A 17,108-nucleotide genomic window follows, 5' to 3' on the forward strand; every position below is an offset into this window, starting at 1 on the left:
TGATGCGTCAATGTAACGCACCGCGACATGCTGTCAAGCAGACAGAGGGCAGACTGTGCAAAACGAGAAAGCCGCCGCCCCGGCATGACACCAGGACGGCGGCTGGCTCACGAAGCGTCAGGGACGCTTCGGGGAATCACGAGGCGACGTCGGTGGACCGGGTGTCCGGCCGCGACGGCGGAGGGGCCAGCGGACCGGTGTCGCCGTGGGTGGCGGCCAGGGCGGCCTCCATCTCGTTGACCTCGTCCGTGGGGCTCTCCACCTCGATGTCGAGGTGCTTGTAGTTCGGCAGGCCCGTGCCGGCGGGGATGAGCCGGCCCATGATGACGTTCTCCTTGAGGCCGCGCAGGTAGTCCACCTTGCCGTTGATGGCGGCCTCGGTGAGCACCTTCGTGGTCTCCTGGAACGACGCCGAGGAGATGAACGACTCGGTGGAGAGCGACGCCTTGGTGATGCCGAGCAGCAGGGGCTCGCCCACGGCCGGGCGCTTCCCTTCGGACATGACCTTCTCGTTCTCCTCCTCGAACACCCACTTCTCGACCTGCTCGTCGACCAGGAAGTTGGTGTCGCCCACGTCGGTGACGCGCACCCGGCGCAGCATCTGCCGGACGATCGTCTCGATGTGCTTGTCGTTGATCTTCACGCCCTGCAGTCGGTAGACCTCCTGCACTTCGTCCACCAGGTAGCGCGCGAGTTCCTTCTCGCCCAGCACCTTGAGGATGTCGTGCGGGTTGGCCGCGCCGTCCATCATCGCCTCGCCGGCCTTCACGCGGTCGCCGGAGTGGACGTTGATGCTCTTGCCCTTGGAGATCAGGTACTCCTTGGCCAGGTCCGCGCGCTGCTCGCCGCTCACCTCGGGGGTGATGATGAGCTTGCGCTTGCCCTTGGTGTCCTTGCCGAAGGACACCACGCCGTCGATCTCCGCGATCGCCGCCGCGTCCTTGGGCTTGCGCGCCTCGAAGAGCTCGGCCACGCGGGGCAGACCGCCCGTGATGTCCTTGGTCTTCGTGGTCTCACGCGGCACCTTGGCGATGACCTCGCCCGCGGAGATCTCATCCTGGTCGTTGACCGTGATGATCGCGCCCTGGGGCAGGAAGTAGCTCGCCTGGTTGCGGGAGGACGGCAGGTCCTTCACGTTGCCGGCCGCGTCGCGGATGGTGACGCGCGGACGCGCCTCCGGGTCCTTGGACTCGATGACCGTCTTGCGCGACAGGCCCGTCACCTCGTCGAGCGTCTCGGACATCGTCACGCCTTCGATGATGTCCTCGTAGCGCACGACACCGCCCACTTCCGTGAGCAGGGGGATGGCGAACGGGTCCCACTCGGCCAGGAGCACGCCCGGCTCCAGCTTCTGGTTCTCCTTCACCAGGATGCGGGCGCCGTAGATGATCTGGTAGCGCTCACGCTCGCGGCCCGACTCGTCGACGATGACGATCTCGCCGTTGCGGTTCATGGCCACCAGCGTGCCGTCCGCCTTCTGCACCGTGTTCAGGCCCGCGAACTTCACGGAACCCGCGTAGCGGTTCTCCAGGCTGGACTGCTCCGCGCGACGGGTCGCCGCACCACCGATGTGGAAGGTGCGCATCGTGAGCTGCGTACCCGGCTCACCGATGGACTGCGCCGCGATGACGCCCACGGCCTCGCCCACGGACACCTTGCGGCCACGCGCCAGGTCACGGCCGTAGCACTCCACGCAGATGCCGCGCTTGGCCTGGCAGGTGAGCACCGAGCGGATCTTCACCTTGTCCAGACCGCTGTTCTCGATGCGGCGGACGCGGTCCTCGTCGATCTCCTCGTTGGCGCGCACCAGCACCTCGCCCGTCACAGGGTCGAGGATGTCGTCCAGGGCCACGCGGCCCAGGATGCGCTCCCCCAGCGGCTCGATGATCTCGCCGCCCTCGACCAGGGCGCCGATGAACAGACCGTCCATGGTGCCGCAGTCGTACTCGTTGATGATGGCGTCCTGCGCCACGTCCACGAGACGGCGGGTGAGGTAACCGGAGTTGGCCGTCTTGAGCGCCGTGTCCGCCAGGCCCTTACGGGCGCCGTGCGTGGAGATGAAGTACTGGAGCACGGAGAGGCCTTCACGGAAGTTGGCCGTGATGGGCGTCTCGATGATTTCGCCGGAGGGCTTCGCCATCAGGCCGCGCATACCCGCCAGCTGGCGGATCTGCTGGGCGCTGCCGCGGGCGCCGGAGTCGGCCATGATGTAGATGGGGTTGAACGACGGCTGCTTGCGCGTCACGCGCTTGCCGTCCACGTCCCCGGAAGCCTCGTCCTGGGAGATCTGCTGCATCATCTCCTGGGCGACCTTCTCGGTGATCTCCGCCCAGATATCGATGACCTTGTTGTAGCGCTCACCGTCGGTGATGAGGCCTTCCAGGTACTGGTTCTCGATCTCCGACACTTCCTTGCGCGCGTAGTCCAGGAACTCCTGCTTCTTCGCAGGGATGATCATGTCCTTGAGCGCGATGGAGATACCGGCACGGGTCGCGTGGAAGTAGCCCGCGCTGCGGACGCGGTCCGCCAGCAGCACCGTCTCCTTCTCGCCCGTGAGGCGGTAGCAGAGGTCGATGAGGTTACCGAGCGACTTCTTGTCGAGCACCTTGTTGATGGCGTCGAAGCCCACGCGGCGCGGAACGACTTCCCACAGCAGCACGCGGCCGACCGTGGTCTCCTTGCGCTTGCCGTCGATGCGGCACACCACCTTGGCCTGCAGGTGGACCTCACCGTGGTCGTACGCGGCGCGCACCTCGTCCGGCGACGCGAACACGCGGCCTTCGCCGTTGGCGAACTCGCGGGCGCGCGTCATGTAGTAGATGCCGAGCACCATGTCCTGCGTCGGGACGATGATGGGCTTGCCGTTCGCGGGGCTGAGGATGTTGTTCGTCGACATCATCAGCACGCGCGCTTCCATCTGCGCTTCGATGGACAGGGGCACGTGCACGGCCATCTGGTCGCCGTCGAAGTCCGCGTTGAACGCGGCGCACACCAGCGGGTGCAGCTGGATGGCCTTGCCCTCGATGAGGACGGGCTCGAAGGCCTGCATGCCCAGGCGGTGCAGCGTGGGGGCGCGGTTGAGGAGCACCGGGTGCTCGCGGATCACGTCCTCGAGGATGTCCCAGACCTCCGGACGCTCCTTCTCCACCATCTTCTTCGCGGACTTGATGGTGGTGACGTAGCCCTTCTCTTCAAGCTTGTTGTAGATGAACGGCTTGAAGAGCTCGAGCGCCATGATCTTCGGCAGGCCGCACTGGTGCAGGCGCAGCTCGGGACCCACGACGATGACGGAGCGGCCCGAGTAGTCCACGCGCTTGCCGAGCAGGTTCTGACGGAACCGGCCCTGCTTGCCCTTGAGCATGTCGGACAGCGACTTCAGCGGCCGCTTGTTCGGGCCGGTGATGGTCTTGCCGCGGCGGCCGTTGTCGAACAGCGCGTCCACGGCCTCCTGGAGCATCCGCTTCTCGTTGCGGATGATGATGTCCGGCGCGTTCAGCTCCTGCAGCCGCTTGAGGCGGTTGTTGCGGTTGATGACGCGGCGGTACAGGTCGTTGAGGTCGGAGGTCGCGAAGCGGCCGCCGTCCAGGGGCACCAGCGGACGCAGGTCGGGCGGGATGACGGGGATGACGTCCAGCATCATCCACTCCGGCTTGTTGCCGGAGACGCGGAACGCCTCGGCCACCTTCAGGCGCTTGGCGTACTTCTTCCGCTTCGCCTCGCTGGTGGTCTCGCGCATGTCCTTGCGCAGTTCCTCGGACAGCTTCTCCACGTCCAGGGACTTGAGCATCTCGCGGACGGCCTCGCCGCCCATGCCCGCGGTGAACGAGTCCTCACCGTGCTCCTGGAAGAGCCGGTGCATCTTCTCCTCGGAGATCAGCTCGCCCTTCTGGAGCGGCGTCGCCTTGGGGTCGATGACCATGTAGCTCTCGCAGTACAGCACCTTCTCCATCTCCTTGAGGGTGATGTCGAGCAGGTTGCCGATGCGGCTGGGCAGCGACTTGAGGAACCAGATGTGGGCCACGGGCGTGGCCAGCGTGATGTGTCCCAGGCGCTCACGGCGCACCTTGGACTGGATGACCTCCACGCCGCACTTCTCGCACACGACGCCACGGTGCTTCATGCGCTTGTACTTGCCGCAGTTGCACTCGTAGTCCTTCACCGGCCCGAAGATGCGGGCGCAGAAGAGCCCATCCCGCTCCGGCTTGAACGTGCGGTAGTTGATCGTCTCGGGCTTCTTCACCTCGCCGTGCGACCACTGGCGGATCTTGTCGGGCGACGCCAGCGCGATGCGGATGGCGTTGAACGACAGCGGGTCCTTCGGCTTCTCGAAGAAGTTGAAAATGTCCTTCACGTTGCCTCCGAAAACTTATGAGCGCTCAGGGCGCCAAACGTTTCGGGCCCCCGCCCTGCGCCCGGCCAACCGCCCCCTCCACGAGGAAGCAGCCAGCCGGTCAGGCGGGCGCACCGGCTTCTTTGAAAAGGCCTAGGCCTCGGTCCCCGACTTCCGGTCCTCGCCGTCGCCGCCACCCAGGAAGTCTCCGCCGAAGCTGCGCTGCCGCTCCGGGGGCGCGCTCTCCAGCAGCTCCACGTCCAGGGCCAGCGACTGGAGTTCCTTGAGGAGCACGTTGAACGACTCGGGCAGGCCGCTCTCCAGGACGTTGTCGCCCTTGACGATGGCCTCGTACATGCGCGTGCGGCCCACCACGTCGTCCGACTTGACCGTGAGGAACTCCTGCAGCGTGTACGCCGCGCCGTAGGCCTCCATCGCCCACACTTCCATCTCGCCCAGACGCTGGCCGCCGAACTGGGCCTTGCCGCCCAGGGGCTGCTGCGTGACGAGCGAGTAGGGCCCGATGGAACGGGCGTGGATCTTCTCGTCCACCAGGTGGTGCAGCTTGAGCATGTACATCACGCCCACGGTGACGTTCTGGTCGAACGGCTCACCCGTGCGGCCGTCGAAGAGCACCATCTGGCCGGAGCGCGGCAGGCGGCCCTCGTCGAAGAGGGCGTGCAGTTCCGTCTCGCGAGCGCCGTCGAACACCGGCGTCGCCACGTGGATGCCCTTCTTCAGGCGGCGGCAGAGGTCCTGGACCTCCTGGTCGGACAGCCCGTCCACGAAGTCGCCGAAGGCCTTGTCGTCGTAGACGGTCTTCAGCTGCTTCTTGAGCTGCTCGCCGCTGAAGTTCTCGTCGATGTAGCGCTGCAGCTGCTCGCCCACGCCCTTCGCGGCCCAGCCCAGGTGGACCTCGAGGATCTGCCCGATGTTCATGCGGGACGGAACGCCGAGCGGGTTGAGGACGATGTCCACCGGACGCCCGTCCTCCAGGTACGGCATGTCCTCCTCGGGGAGGACGCGGGACACGACGCCCTTGTTGCCGTGGCGGCCGGCCATCTTGTCGCCCACCGCGAGCTTGCGCTTGATGGCGACGTACACCTTCACCATCTTGATGACGCCCGGGGGAAGCTCGTCGCCCTTCTTGATGCGGGCGATCTTCTCGCCGAAGGCCAGCTTCACGGCCTCCTTCGTCTCCTCCAGGTTGCGCAGGATGTCGCGCAGGCGCGCGTCCAGCGGATCACCGACGGAGATCTCGCCCCAGTACTTGTACGGCACCGTGGCCAGCAGCTCGTCGTTGAGGATGTCCCCCTTCTTCAGGAGGATCTTCCCCTTGTCGTCCACGAGCTTGCCCTGGACCTCCTTGCCGCGGACCAGCCCACGGAGGCGGCTGTACGCGGAGTCCTGGAGGACCTTGATCTCGTCGTTCTGGTCCTTGAGGAGCTTCGCCTCCTCCATGGACTCGATCTGCTTGGCGCGCTCGTCCTTCTCCACGCCCTTGCGGCTGAACACCTTGGCGTTGATGACGGTGCCCACGACGCCCGGGGGCACGCGCAGGGAGCTGTCGCGCACGTCGCCGGCCTTCTCACCGAAGATGGCGCGCAGCAGCTTCTCTTCGGGAGACAGCTGGGTCTCGCCCTTCGGGGTGATCTTGCCCACCAGCACGTCGCCGGGCTTCACCTCGGCGCCGATGCGGATGATGCCGCTCTCGTCCAGGTCCTTGAGGGCTTCCTCACCCACGTTCGGGATGTCGCGGGTGATCTCCTCCTTGCCCAGCTTGGTGTCGCGCGCGATGCACTCGAACTCCTCGATGTGGATGGACGTGAAGACGTCCTCCTTGAGGATGCGCTCGCTGAGCAGGATGGAGTCTTCGAAGTTGTAGCCCTGCCACGGCATGAACGCGACGACCACGTTCTGCCCCAGCGCCAGCTCACCGGTTTCGGTGGCCGGACCGTCCGCGATCACGTCGCCCTTCTTCACCCGGTCACCCTTGCGGATGATGGGCTTCTGGTTGAGGCACGTGTTCTGGTTGGAGCGCTGGTACTTGAGCAGGTTGTAGATGTCGACCTCGCTGGACACGTCGCTCAGGGCCGCGTTGGAGTCCGCCTTCACCACGATGCGGCTGGCGTCCACCGACTCCACGATGCCGTCACGACGGGCCACGCACGTCACGCCCGAGTCGCGCGCGACGATGGCCTCGATGCCCGTGCCCACGAGCGGGGCCGCGGTGCGCAGGAGCGGCACCGCCTGGCGCTGCATGTTGGAGCCCATGAGCGCGCGGTTCGCGTCGTCGTTCTCCAGGAACGGGATGAGGGAGGCCGCCACCGACACCAGCTGGTTCGGGGACACGTCCATCAGGTCCACGTCCTCGGCCTTGACCTGGACGAACTCGCCGCTGCGGCGGCTCTGCACCAGCGCGTTGAGGAACTTGCCCTTCTTGTCCGTCTCCGCGTTCGCCTGGGCGATGGTGTGCTTCTCCTCCTCGAGCGCCGAGTAGAAGGCCACGTCCCCCGTCACGCTGCCCGCGTCCACCTTGCGGTACGGCGTCTCCACGAAGCCGAACTCGTTGACGCGCGCGTAGGTCGACAGCGACGCGATGAGGCCGATGTTCGGGCCTTCCGGCGTCTCGATGGGGCAGATGCGGCCGTAGTGCGTCGGGTGCACGTCGCGGACTTCGAAGCCCGCGCGCTCACGCGTGAGGCCGCCAGGCCCGAGCGCGGACAGGCGGCGCTTGTGCGTGACCTCGGAGAGCGGGTTCGTCTGGTCCATGAACTGCGACAGCTGGCTGGACCCGAAGAACTCCTTGATCACCGCCGTCACCGGCTTGGCGTTGATCAGGTCGTGCGGCATGAGCGTCTCGATCTCCTGGAGGCTCATGCGCTCCTTGATGGCGCGCTCCATGCGGACGAGGCCGATGCGGTACTGGTTCTCCAGCAGCTCGCCCACCGCGCGGACGCGGCGGTTGCCCAGGTGGTCGATGTCGTCGATCGTCCCCTTGCCGTTCTTCAGGTCGATCAGGTAGCGGATGACCTCCAGGATGTCGCGCTTGGTCAGGATCTGACCGTCCAGGGGCTCCTCGAGGCTGAACTTGAAGTTCAGCTTGAGGCGGCCGACCTTGGACAGGTCGTAGCGCTCCGGGTTGAAGAACAGGTTGCTGAACAGGTTCGTCGCCGTCTCCGGCGTCGGGGGATCACCCGGGCGCAGGCGCCGGTAGATCTCCATGATGGCCTGCTCGGGCGACTCGATCTTGTCCAGCATCAACGTCTCACGCAGGTACGGACCCACGTTGAGGTTGTCGATGAAGAGGACCTTGAACTCCTTGATGTCGCGCTTGAGGAGCTCGTCCACCTTCTCCTGCGAGACTTCCTCGTTGCACTCGAGGATGACCTCACCGGTGTTCTCGTCCACCACGTCGTAGGCGGACACCTTGGTGAAGAGCTCGTCCGCGTCGATGGGCAGCTTGGTCATCTTCGCCGCTTCGAGCTTCTTGATGGCGGCGCGCGTGAACTTGCGGTTCTTCTTGACGATCAGCTCACCGGACTTGGTCTTGATGTCGCGCGTGGCGCGCTGACCCGGCAGGAGCTCCAGCTCGACGGACTTCTCGAAGTCCGCGGCGCTCTGCAGGTAGATGGTCTCGGTGGCGTAGTAGTAGTTGAGGATCTCCTCGGTGGAGCCCTTGAAGTCGAGCGGGTTCTTCTTCGCCGTGTCACCGACGGCGCCCAGGGCGCGGATGAGCACGGTGGCCGGCAGCTTGCGGCGCCGGTCGATGCGCACGTACAGCAGGTCCTTGTGGTCGAACTCGAAGTCGATCCACGAGCCGCGGTACGGGATGATGCGGGCGTTGTAGAGCAGCTTGCCCGACGAGTGGCTCTTGCCCTTGTCGTGGTCGAAGAACGCACCCGGGCTGCGGTGCAGCTGGCTCACCACGACGCGCTCGGTGCCGTTGATGATGAACGTACCGTTCTGGGTCATCAGCGGGATTTCGCCGAAGTAGACCTCCTGCTCCTTCACGTCGCGGATGGACTGGGCGCCGGTCTCCTCGTCCTTGTCCCAGACGACCAGGCGCACGACGACCTTGATGGGCGCCGAGTAGGTCATTCCACGCTGGTGGCACTCATCGACGTCGTACTTCGGCTTCTCCAGGTGATAGCTCACAAACTCCAGCGAGGAGGTCTCGTTGAAGTCCCGGATCGGGAAGACGGACTTGAAGACACCCTGAAGGCCAAGGTCCTCACGCTTCTCCGGGGCGATGTCGGCCTGGAGGAACTTCTCGTAGGATTGCTTCTGGATGTTGATGAGATTGGGAATGTCGATGATCTTCGCGATTTTCGCGAAGGTCTTCCGCACGCGGAAATTGTTCTGGATCTGCGTCGGCATTCGGTCTCCGGGGACGGCTGCTCGGGCGGGGCAAACTTCAGTAACGCGCGGCGGCGCCGGGAAATTTGGCAAATGTCAAATGGGCAAAGCCGGCGCCCCAGCAAAGGGAGCGCCGGCCTGCTCATCCGATCAGCAGGCTGCCCGGGATTTCCCGGAAGAACAGGGCAGCCCCTGTACAGAACTACTTGATCTCGACGGTGGCGCCAGCCGCGGTGAGCTGGTCCTTGATCTTCTTGGCGTCGTCCTTGTTGACGCCTTCCTTGACCGTCTTGGGCGCGCCCTCGACCAGGTCCTTGGCCTCCTTCAGGCCCAGGCCGGTGATGGCGCGGATCTCCTTGATGACGTTGATCTTGTTGGCGCCGGCGTTCGCCAGCACCACGTTGAACTCCGTCTTCTCCTCGACAGGAGCAGCGGCGGCGGCGGGGCCAGCGGCGGCAACGGCCACGGCGGCGGCGGAAACGCCCCACTTCGCCTCAAGCTGCTTCACGAGCTCGGCCGCTTCCATGACGGTGAGCGAGGAGAGCTGGTCGACAATCGAATTCAGGTCAGCCATTGAACTGTGTCCTTCTGCGGTTGACTAACGGCGGGCGACCCGTCTGGGCTGCCACGCCGAAGAGGTTGCGGTAGAAAAACTTCTCGGGATGATTACTGCCCCTGCGACTTGTCCGCGTTGGCCTGCAGCACCCGCGCGAGCTGCGACCCGGGGGCCGCGATGGTCCGAACCAGCTTGCCTGCCGGCTGGTTGAGCATGCCGAGCAACTGCCCGCGCAGCTCGTTGAGGCCCGGCATCTTCGCCAGCGCCTTCACGCCGTTGACGTCAATCTTCTTGCCGTCCACCACGGCGCTACGGACCTTGATGGTCTCCATGTCCTTGATGAAATCCATCAGGATCTTCGCAGGAGCCACCACGTCGTCGTAGCTGATGCACAGGGCCACGGGACCGGTGAAGTCATCCGAAATCACGGAGACGGACGTGCCCTCAGCGGCACGGCGCGCCAGCGTGTTCTTGATGACCTTGTACTCGACCTTGCCCTCGCGGAACTTGCGACGCAGCTTGGTGACGGTCTCCACGTCCACCTTGGAGAACTCGGCGACAACCGCCGTCTTCGTCCGGGCGAACTTCTCGTGGAGCTCCTTGATCATCTCTTCCTTCTCGCTCTTCAGCACCTTGACTCACCTCCTTCATGGCCCGACCTGACGGTCGGGCGTGATGCCTGGGCCAAAGTGGCAGAGCGAGAGGGGGGCCTCCGAGAGGCACCACACCGCACCTCCAGTCTCGGCAGGGCTGACCTTGCGGTCGTTTGAACCAGGAGTGGATGGACGGCCCGACCGGTTGCCCGGTTCCCAACGGACGCGTCTTCTCCCTTCCAGGTCCCTGCTGTCATGAACCAGGTCGAAACGCCGCGTCTCTCGACATGGCGCTCCAATTGCAAAAGCCGGGGGCCTATACCCCCGGCTTTCGCAAAGATCCAGCACTTTCTATCGAGCTGACATTCTCCGGGCGATGGGACTGACGCTCCCCGTCAGGAAGCGCACCCTTCCCTGCCCGTCCTGACACCCGCGACTAGCGGTGACGCGCCAGGATTTCCGTGGTGTCGAGCTTGATGCCCGGCCCCATGGTCGTCGAGATGGCGATGCCCTTCAGGTACACGCCCTTGGCGGTGGCCGGCTTGAGCTTCATCACCAGGTCCACCAGCGCGTTGAAGTTCGCCTCGAGCTTGTCCGCGGCGAAGGAGGCCTTGCCCATCTTCGCGTGGACGATGCCCGCCTTCTCCGCGCGGAAGTCCACCTTACCGCCCTTGGAGTCGCGGATGGCCTTGGCGACGTCCATGGTCACCGTGCCGACCTTCGGGTTCGGCATGAGGCCACGGGGACCGAGCACCTTACCGAGGCGGCCGACGATGCCCATCATGTCCGGCGTCGCGATGACGGTGTCGAAGTCGAGGAAGCCCTCCTCGATGCGCTTCTGGAGGTCCTCGGCGCCCACGATGTCGGCGCCGGCATTGGCGGCCTCGGTGGCGCGCTCACCCTTGGCGAACACGGCCACGCGCACGGTGGCGCCGGTGCCGTGCGGGAGCACCACGGCGCCACGGACCATCTGGTCCGCGTGCTTCGGGTCCACGCCCAGGTTGATGGCGACGTCGACCGTCTGGTCGTACTTCGTCGCGCGGGTCTCGACCGTCTTCTTCAGCAGCGCGAAGCCCTCGGCGACGGCGTAGCGCTTGTTGCGGTCCACCAGCTCGTTGGACGCGCGGAACTTCTTTCCATTGGTAGCCATGGCAGGAATCCTTGAGAGATGGGGCGGGCTAACCGACGACGTCGATGCCCATGGAGCGCGCGGTGCCGGCAATGGTGTTCATGCAGGCTTCGATGGACGAGGCGGTGGTGTCCTGGATCTTCTTCTTGGCGATCTCTTCCACCTGCTGGCGGGTGATCTGCCCCACCTTCTCCTTGCCCGGCTTCTTCGCGCCCGAACCCTTCTTCTTCTCCGTGTGGAGACCCGCGGCCTTCTTGATGAGGATCGCGGCGGGAGGGGTCTTCAGGATGAAGGTGAAGGAGCGGTCCTGATACACGGTGATGATCACCGGGATGATCAGACCCTCCTTGGCCTCCGCCTGCGTCTTGGCGTTGAACTGCTTGCAGAACTCCATGATGTTCACGCCCTGCTGACCGAGCGCGGGACCAATCGGCGGGGCGGGGTTCGCCTTGCCGGCGGGGATCTGCAACTTGACCTGACCTGTGACCTTCTTCATCGGCGGACTGCTGCCTTTCGAGAGGGTGGTTCCGACGGGCCGCCAGACGGGGCGACCCTCCCACCCGTTGATCCGCGCCCGGGTGACGGACGCGGAAGACTGGGGAAACTAGCCGGTGGTCTTCTCCACCTGCATGAAGTCGAGCTCCACGGGGGTCGCACGGCCGAAGATGCTGACGAGCACGCGCACGCGGCCCTTCTCCGGGTTGACCTCTTCCACGGTGCCATTGAAGTTCGCGAACGGGCCGTCGATGACGCGCACCGTGTCGCTGGTCTCGAACTGGACCTTGGGCTTGGCCTTGTGGGCGCCCTCGGTGACCTGCGCGGTGAGACGCTCGACCTCGCGGTCCGACATGGGCCGGGGCTGCTCGTTCTGGCCGACGCCCGGGAACCCCGTCACCTTGGAGGTGTTCTTCACCAGGTGGACGGTGGTGTCGCTGAGCTCCATCTGGACGAAGATGTAGCCCGGAAACAGCTTGCGGCGGGTGGTCTTCTTCTCGCCGTTCACCATCTCCACGACCTGCTCCATGGGGATGAGGATCTCACCAATCAGATCCTGGTCCTGCAGGCCCTTGAGGCGCACCTGCTCTTCCAGGTTCTTCTTCGCCTGGTTCTCGTAGTTCGAGTAGGTCTGGACCGTGAACCATTTCTTCGCCATTACAGCTTCCCCCACAGGGCAGGCAGCCACTCCACCATCAAGTTGTAGGCGACGGTGTCGATGCAGAAGAGCAGAACGGCCGCCACCAGCGAGGCGACGACCACGGCCATGGTCGACGCACGGGTCTCCGACCAGGTAGGCCAGGTGACCTTCATCAGCTCGGACGCCACGTCGATGGAGAGGGTGTGCGTACGGGGGTGGAAGTAGGCTGCCAGCACCAGGGCCAGGGCCGCCGCGTAGCCCACCAGCGTCGACACGCGCCAGCCGAGCCCTTCGAAGAGCTCCACGTCGTTCCAGCCGAACCGGCTCCAGAGCAACCCGAAGACGTGCTCCAGGAAGAGGGCCAGGACGATGCCGGTGACGAGATAGAAGATGACCACGAGCCGCTTGGGGTCGATGCCCGAGCGGTTAGCCTGCTGGCTGGCCTCAGATGCCGTCGCCATGGTGCCTCACGAGGGACTGCGGAAGCGGGACTGCGAAAAGGCAGGGACCCCCGGCACCGCTCGGTACCGGGGGTCCCTGTACTGAAGCTGGCAGGCCAGGAGGGATTCGAACCCCCAACACGCGGATTTGGAGACCGCTGCTCTACCGTTGGAGCTACTGGCCTAAACCTTCATGGAACGGACGACCTAGACCTTGCCTTCCTTGTGGTCCGTGTGCTTGCGGCACCGAGGACAGAACTTGCTCAGCTCGAGCTTGTCCTGGCTCTTCCGCTTGTTCTTCGTGGTCGTGTAGTTCCGCTCTTTGCACGTGGTGCACTCGAGCGAGATGATGGAACGGTTACCCTTAGGCATGGTTCATTTCACCAGATGCGAGAAGGGAAGGCTACAAAAGCAGCCCTCCCCTCCGCAACTCAGTGCCCGTGAAAGCCGGTCGGCGGGAAGCCGACTAGGCGATGATCTCCGCAACGACGCCGGCGCCCACCGTACGGCCACCCTCGCGGACGGCGAACCGGAGCTCCTTCTCCATCGCGACCGGGGTGATGAGCTCCACCTCGATGGCGATGTTGTCGCCCGGCATGACCATCTCGACGTTGTCCGGCAGCTTCACCGTGCCCGTCACGTCCGTGGTGCGGAAGTAGAACTGCGGACGGTACCCCTTGAAGAACGGGGTGTGGCGGCCGCCCTCTTCCTTCGACAGCACGTAAATCTGCGCCTTGAACTTCGTGTGCGGCGTGATGCTGCCCGGCTTCGCCAGCACCTGGCCGCGCTCCATGTCCTCGCGCTTGAGGCCACGGACCAGCGCGCCGATGTTGTCGCCCGCGCGGCCCTCGTCCAGCAGCTTGCGGAACATCTCCACGCCCGTCACCACCGTCTTCTGCGTCGCGCGCAGACCGACGACTTCCACTTCCTCGCCCACCTTGATGACACCGCGCTCCACGCGGCCGGTGGCCACCGTGCCACGGCCGGCGATGGAGAAGACGTCTTCCACCGGCATCAGGAAGGGCTTGTCCGTCGCGCGCTGCGGCGTCGGGATGTAGCTGTCCACCGCCTCCATCAGCTTCAGGATGGCCGGCTCGCCGATGTCGGAGGTGTCACCCTCCAGCGCCTTCACCGCGGAGCCGGGGACGATGGGGATGGTGTCGCCGGGGAACTCGTACTTCTTCAGGAGGTCACGCACCTCCATCTCCACGAGCTCGCGCAGCTCAGGGTCGTCCAGCAGGTCCACCTTGTTCAGGAAGACCACGATGTAGGGAACACCGACCTGGCGCGCCAGCAGGATGTGCTCACGCGTCTGGGGCATCGGGCCGTCCGCCGCCGACACCACCAGGATGGCGCCGTCCATCTGCGCCGCGCCCGTGATCATGTTCTTCACGTAGTCGGCGTGCCCCGGGCAGTCGACGTGCGCGTAGTGGCGGTTCTTCGTCTTGTACTCGACGTGCGCCGTGGAGATGGTGATGCCGCGCTCGCGCTCTTCCGGCGCCTTGTCAATCTGGTCGTACGCCAGGAACGTGGCGCCACCGGTCTTCGCCAGCACCTTGGTGATGGCGGCCGTCAGCGACGTCTTGCCGTGGTCCACGTGCCCAATCGTTCCGATGTTCACGTGGGGCAGGCTGCGATCGAACTTTTCCTTGGACATGACACTCCTCGAAAAATGGAGCCCTGAACCAGGATTGAACTGGTGACCTCATCCTTACCAAGGATGCGCTCTGCCAACTGAGCTATCAGGGCTTGGCGATTCACTACAACGGTTGGAGCGGGAAATGGGATTCGAACCCACGACATTCAGCTTGGAAGGCTGACGCTCTACCAACTGAGCTATTCCCGCATTGCCGAGTGGAGAGAGGTGGATTCGAACCACCGTAGGCGTAGAGCCGGCAGATTTACAGTCTGCTCCCTTTGGCCGCTCGGGCATCTCTCCAGATATTCGCTTGTGGTGCTGCGTGCTGCTCCCTACACCATCTCGCTGCGTCTCGGGCCCTTTTCCGCGGCCCGTCCTACCTGGCCGGCGGCGGGATTTGAACCCGCGACCTACTGATTACAAATCAGTTGCTCTACCGACTGAGCTACACCGGCATCCATCCAGCAACTGCCTCGCCCTACCTCATCCCGAGCGGACCGTCAACCCCTCGGCAGCGACTTGAGAGGCGCGACCTTTTAGAAGCCCCCACTCTCCAAGTCAAGGAGATTGATCCGGGGTCATCAGCGGGAAGGACGGCCCCGCTGACGGGCGACCTCGTATAGCAGAATCGCGGCGGAAACCGAGGCATTCAGTGAACCAACCTGACCGCCCATGGGAATCCGGAGGCGGAAGTCGCAGTGCTTGAGGACGCCTTCCCTCACGCCCGCCCCCTCGGCCCCCACCACCAGCGCCAGGGGTCCGTCCAGCCGGGCGCTCCACAGGGGCTCTGCACCCTCGATGTCCGCGGCCGCGACCCAGAGGCCCGCTTCCTTCAGCTCCTCCAGGGCGCGGGAGATGTTGGTGACGCGCGCGATGGGGCAGTACTCGACGGCGCCCGCGGAGGCCTTGGCCACCGTGCCCGTCACCTGAACGGCCCGGTCCTTGGCCAGGACGACGCCGTGGGCTCCGAGTGCGTGGGCCGAGCGGATGATGGCGCCCAGGTTGTGCGGATCCTGGATGCCGTCGAGCACGACGACGAGCGCGGGCTGCTTCTTGGCCTTCGCCGCCTCCAGCACGTCCTCCAGGTCGACGTACTGGAAGCCGCGTAGCTCGGCGACGACGCCCTGGTGCACGCCGCCCTCGGCCATGGACGTCAGCCGCTCCCGGCCGACCTTCTCCACCCGGACGCCCGCGTCGCGCGCGCGGCTGAGCAGCTCGCCCGCGGCCTTGGCGCCTACCTGCCCGTCGACGATGAAGAGGCGCTCCACCGCGTCCGGGTGGGCCCTCAGGGCCTCCAGCACGGGGTTGACGCCATGGACGTAGCGCGGGGCTTCGTGGCCGCCGCGGTCGCCGCCGGAAGGCTTCGGGGAGCGCTCTCGCATGGGGACTACTGGACCTCCACGGGCAGCGAGAAGGTCTTCTTCTGACGGGCGCAGATCTTCTCCGTGCAGATGAAGAAGGTCAGCGTCGCGTCCAGCGTGCCCTTGCCGGCGGACACCACGGTGAAGGGGACCTCGAAGCGCGGATCCACGAACTGCTGGCCGTCCGCCTTCTTCGCCACCGACTGTTCACGGGTCAGCGTCTTCTGGGCGGGCGTCAGCTGCGTGCCCTTCAGCTCCAGCTTCAGCGGGGCCTCGTCGGAGACGTGGGCGCCGGGCTTCGACTTGATGGCGAGCACGAACGTGCCCTGCCCTCCGGCCTTCACCTGCGTCGACGTCCCCTCGGTGGTGACTTCATAGAGGGTGGCGGGGTCCACGTCCTGGGCCAACACCGGCGCGCCGACGAGCGTCAGCAGCAGGGGGGCCAGGGTCGGGAGGCGGCGGGGGCTGGGCATGGGGGTCTCCAGGAAGGCGGCGTTCGTATACCGGGGCTTCGGACGCGCGGGGAGCGCTTTCTCTTCTAACTCCGCGGCACGTTCACCTTCACGGCCCCCTTGCGCTCCGGCGGTGGCGGCAGGGCCTGGGGTGTCTCCAGGGCAGCGCTCCAGACGGGGACGGCGCCGGCGACGAGGGCCTCCGCGCGCTCGATGATGGGCGTGGCCAGGTCCATGCCCGTCGCGGCCTCCATCTCCAGGAGGGCGGGCGAGCTGTTCACCTCGAAGACCTTGGGGTGCCCCTGGACGTCCAGGATGTCCACCGCGGCCACCTCCAGGCCCACGAGCCGGGCGACCTTCTCCGCCGTGGCGCGGTGGCTGGGGGACAGCGTCAGGGTCTCCAGACGGGCGCCCCGGTTCAGCGTGTGGGAGAGACGACCGGGACGCGGCTTGCGCAGCACCCCGGCGATGGCCTGTCCGCCCACCACGAGGACGCGCACGTCCTGGCCGGTGCTCCGCACGTACTCCTGCATGACGAGGTTGTGCCCCAGGCCGAGCACGGCCTCGAGCGCGGCCTCCAGCGACTGGAGGCTCTCGCAGACCATCACGCCGTGCTTCTCCTGGCCCTGGAGGAGCTTCACCAGCACGGGCACCCCGCCCACGAGCCCGACCATCTCCTTGAGGTGGGCCGCGTCCCGGGCCATCACCGTGGCGGGGATGTCGATGCCGTGGGCGGACAGCAGCTGGAGCGCGCGCATCTTGTTGCGCGACTGCGCGATGGCCTGGGCGTGGTTCACCAGGGGCACGCGCGCCAGACCGAACTGGTTCACCACCGCGAGCCCGTACGTGCTGATGGACTGGGCGATGCGCGGGATGACGACGTCGGTGGGCGTGAGCTTCTTGCGGTCGTAGAGCAGGGTCGCCTGGCTGCCCCCGTCCAGATGCATCTGCACCCGGAGCGGGTTGAGCACGCGGACCCGGTGCCCTCTCGCGCGTCCTGCCTCGACGATCCGCCGCGTGGACGAGATGGAAGCGGAACGCGAGAGGACGGTGATTTTCATGGCGGAGGCGACCGGCGCGGCGAGGACCCTATAATCCCCGCCTCCGCCCGCGT

13 protein-coding genes and 5 tRNA genes are annotated in these 17,108 nt (G+C 65.7%); all 18 read right to left on the bottom strand.

Going from position 1 to position 17,108, the window contains the following annotated elements; genetic code table 11:
* Positions 1–136 precede the first annotated feature (136 nt).
* A complete protein-coding gene (rpoC, locus tag NR792_RS11645) occupies positions 137–4,351 on the bottom strand; it encodes a DNA-directed RNA polymerase subunit beta' (protein WP_375760129.1) in 4,215 nt (1,404 codons plus the stop codon).
* 132 nt (positions 4,352–4,483) lie between these two features.
* Positions 4,484–8,710 carry a DNA-directed RNA polymerase subunit beta gene (rpoB, locus tag NR792_RS11650; protein ID WP_375760130.1) on the bottom strand — a complete coding sequence of 1,409 codons (4,227 nt, stop codon included), beginning with the start codon at positions 8,708–8,710 and terminating at the stop codon, positions 4,484–4,486.
* A gap of 181 nt (positions 8,711–8,891) precedes the next feature.
* Complete coding sequence (gene rplL, locus NR792_RS11655) at positions 8,892–9,263, bottom strand: 50S ribosomal protein L7/L12 (RefSeq protein ID WP_375760131.1); 372 nt, start codon at positions 9,261–9,263, stop codon at positions 8,892–8,894.
* Between the two features lie 92 nt (positions 9,264–9,355).
* Positions 9,356–9,877 (bottom strand): 50S ribosomal protein L10, encoded by a 522-nt coding sequence (gene rplJ / locus NR792_RS11660; RefSeq protein WP_120526760.1) that lies wholly within the window; start codon positions 9,875–9,877, stop codon positions 9,356–9,358.
* 397 nt (positions 9,878–10,274) lie between these two features.
* Entirely contained in the window at positions 10,275–10,988 is a 714-nt protein-coding gene (rplA, locus tag NR792_RS11665) for a 50S ribosomal protein L1 (RefSeq protein WP_375760132.1), read from the bottom strand.
* A gap of 28 nt (positions 10,989–11,016) precedes the next feature.
* Positions 11,017–11,463, bottom strand: a complete 447-nt coding sequence (gene rplK, locus NR792_RS11670) for a 50S ribosomal protein L11 (protein WP_375760133.1) — start codon at positions 11,461–11,463, stop codon at positions 11,017–11,019.
* A 108-nt stretch (positions 11,464–11,571) separates the two neighbouring features.
* Complete coding sequence (gene nusG / locus NR792_RS11675) at positions 11,572–12,120, bottom strand: transcription termination/antitermination protein NusG (RefSeq protein WP_014397772.1); 549 nt, start codon at positions 12,118–12,120, stop codon at positions 11,572–11,574.
* A complete protein-coding gene (gene secE / locus NR792_RS11680) occupies positions 12,120–12,563 on the bottom strand; it encodes a preprotein translocase subunit SecE (protein WP_375760134.1) in 444 nt (147 codons plus the stop codon). Before secE ends, nusG begins: the two co-directional genes overlap by 1 nt.
* An 88-nt stretch (positions 12,564–12,651) precedes the next feature.
* A tRNA-Trp gene (locus tag NR792_RS11685) sits at positions 12,652–12,727 on the bottom strand.
* Positions 12,728–12,749: 22 nt separating this feature from the next.
* The gene (gene rpmG / locus NR792_RS11690; protein WP_002617522.1) at positions 12,750–12,914 is read right to left on the bottom strand and encodes a 50S ribosomal protein L33; all 165 of its coding nucleotides are present in this window, start codon (positions 12,912–12,914) and stop codon (positions 12,750–12,752) included.
* A gap of 94 nt (positions 12,915–13,008) precedes the next feature.
* Complete coding sequence (gene tuf, locus NR792_RS11695; RefSeq protein WP_143901324.1) at positions 13,009–14,199, bottom strand: elongation factor Tu; 1,191 nt, start codon at positions 14,197–14,199, stop codon at positions 13,009–13,011.
* Positions 14,200–14,215: 16 nt separating this feature from the next.
* Positions 14,216–14,291: transfer RNA gene (locus NR792_RS11700), tRNA-Thr, on the bottom strand.
* 21 nt (positions 14,292–14,312) lie between these two features.
* Positions 14,313–14,388 (bottom strand) — tRNA-Gly (locus tag NR792_RS11705).
* 9 nt (positions 14,389–14,397) lie between these two features.
* Positions 14,398–14,481: transfer RNA gene (locus tag NR792_RS11710), tRNA-Tyr, on the bottom strand.
* Positions 14,482–14,563: 82 nt separating this feature from the next.
* Positions 14,564–14,636, bottom strand: a tRNA-Thr gene (locus NR792_RS11715).
* 126 nt (positions 14,637–14,762) lie between these two features.
* Positions 14,763–15,563, bottom strand: coding sequence for a 23S rRNA (guanosine(2251)-2'-O)-methyltransferase RlmB (gene rlmB / locus NR792_RS11720; protein ID WP_375760135.1), 801 nt, complete (start codon positions 15,561–15,563; stop codon positions 14,763–14,765).
* Between the two features lie 5 nt (positions 15,564–15,568).
* Complete coding sequence (locus tag NR792_RS11725) at positions 15,569–16,015, bottom strand: hypothetical protein (protein ID WP_375760136.1); 447 nt, start codon at positions 16,013–16,015, stop codon at positions 15,569–15,571.
* A 65-nt stretch (positions 16,016–16,080) separates the two neighbouring features.
* On the bottom strand, positions 16,081–17,055 hold the full coding sequence (locus NR792_RS11730; protein WP_375760137.1) for a RimK family alpha-L-glutamate ligase: 975 nt from the start codon (positions 17,053–17,055) through the stop codon (positions 16,081–16,083).
* Positions 17,056–17,108 lie beyond the last annotated feature (53 nt).

It is taken from the genome of Corallococcus exercitus (assembly GCF_042231735.1).
Lineage (GTDB): Bacteria > Myxococcota > Myxococcia > Myxococcales > Myxococcaceae > Corallococcus > Corallococcus exercitus_B.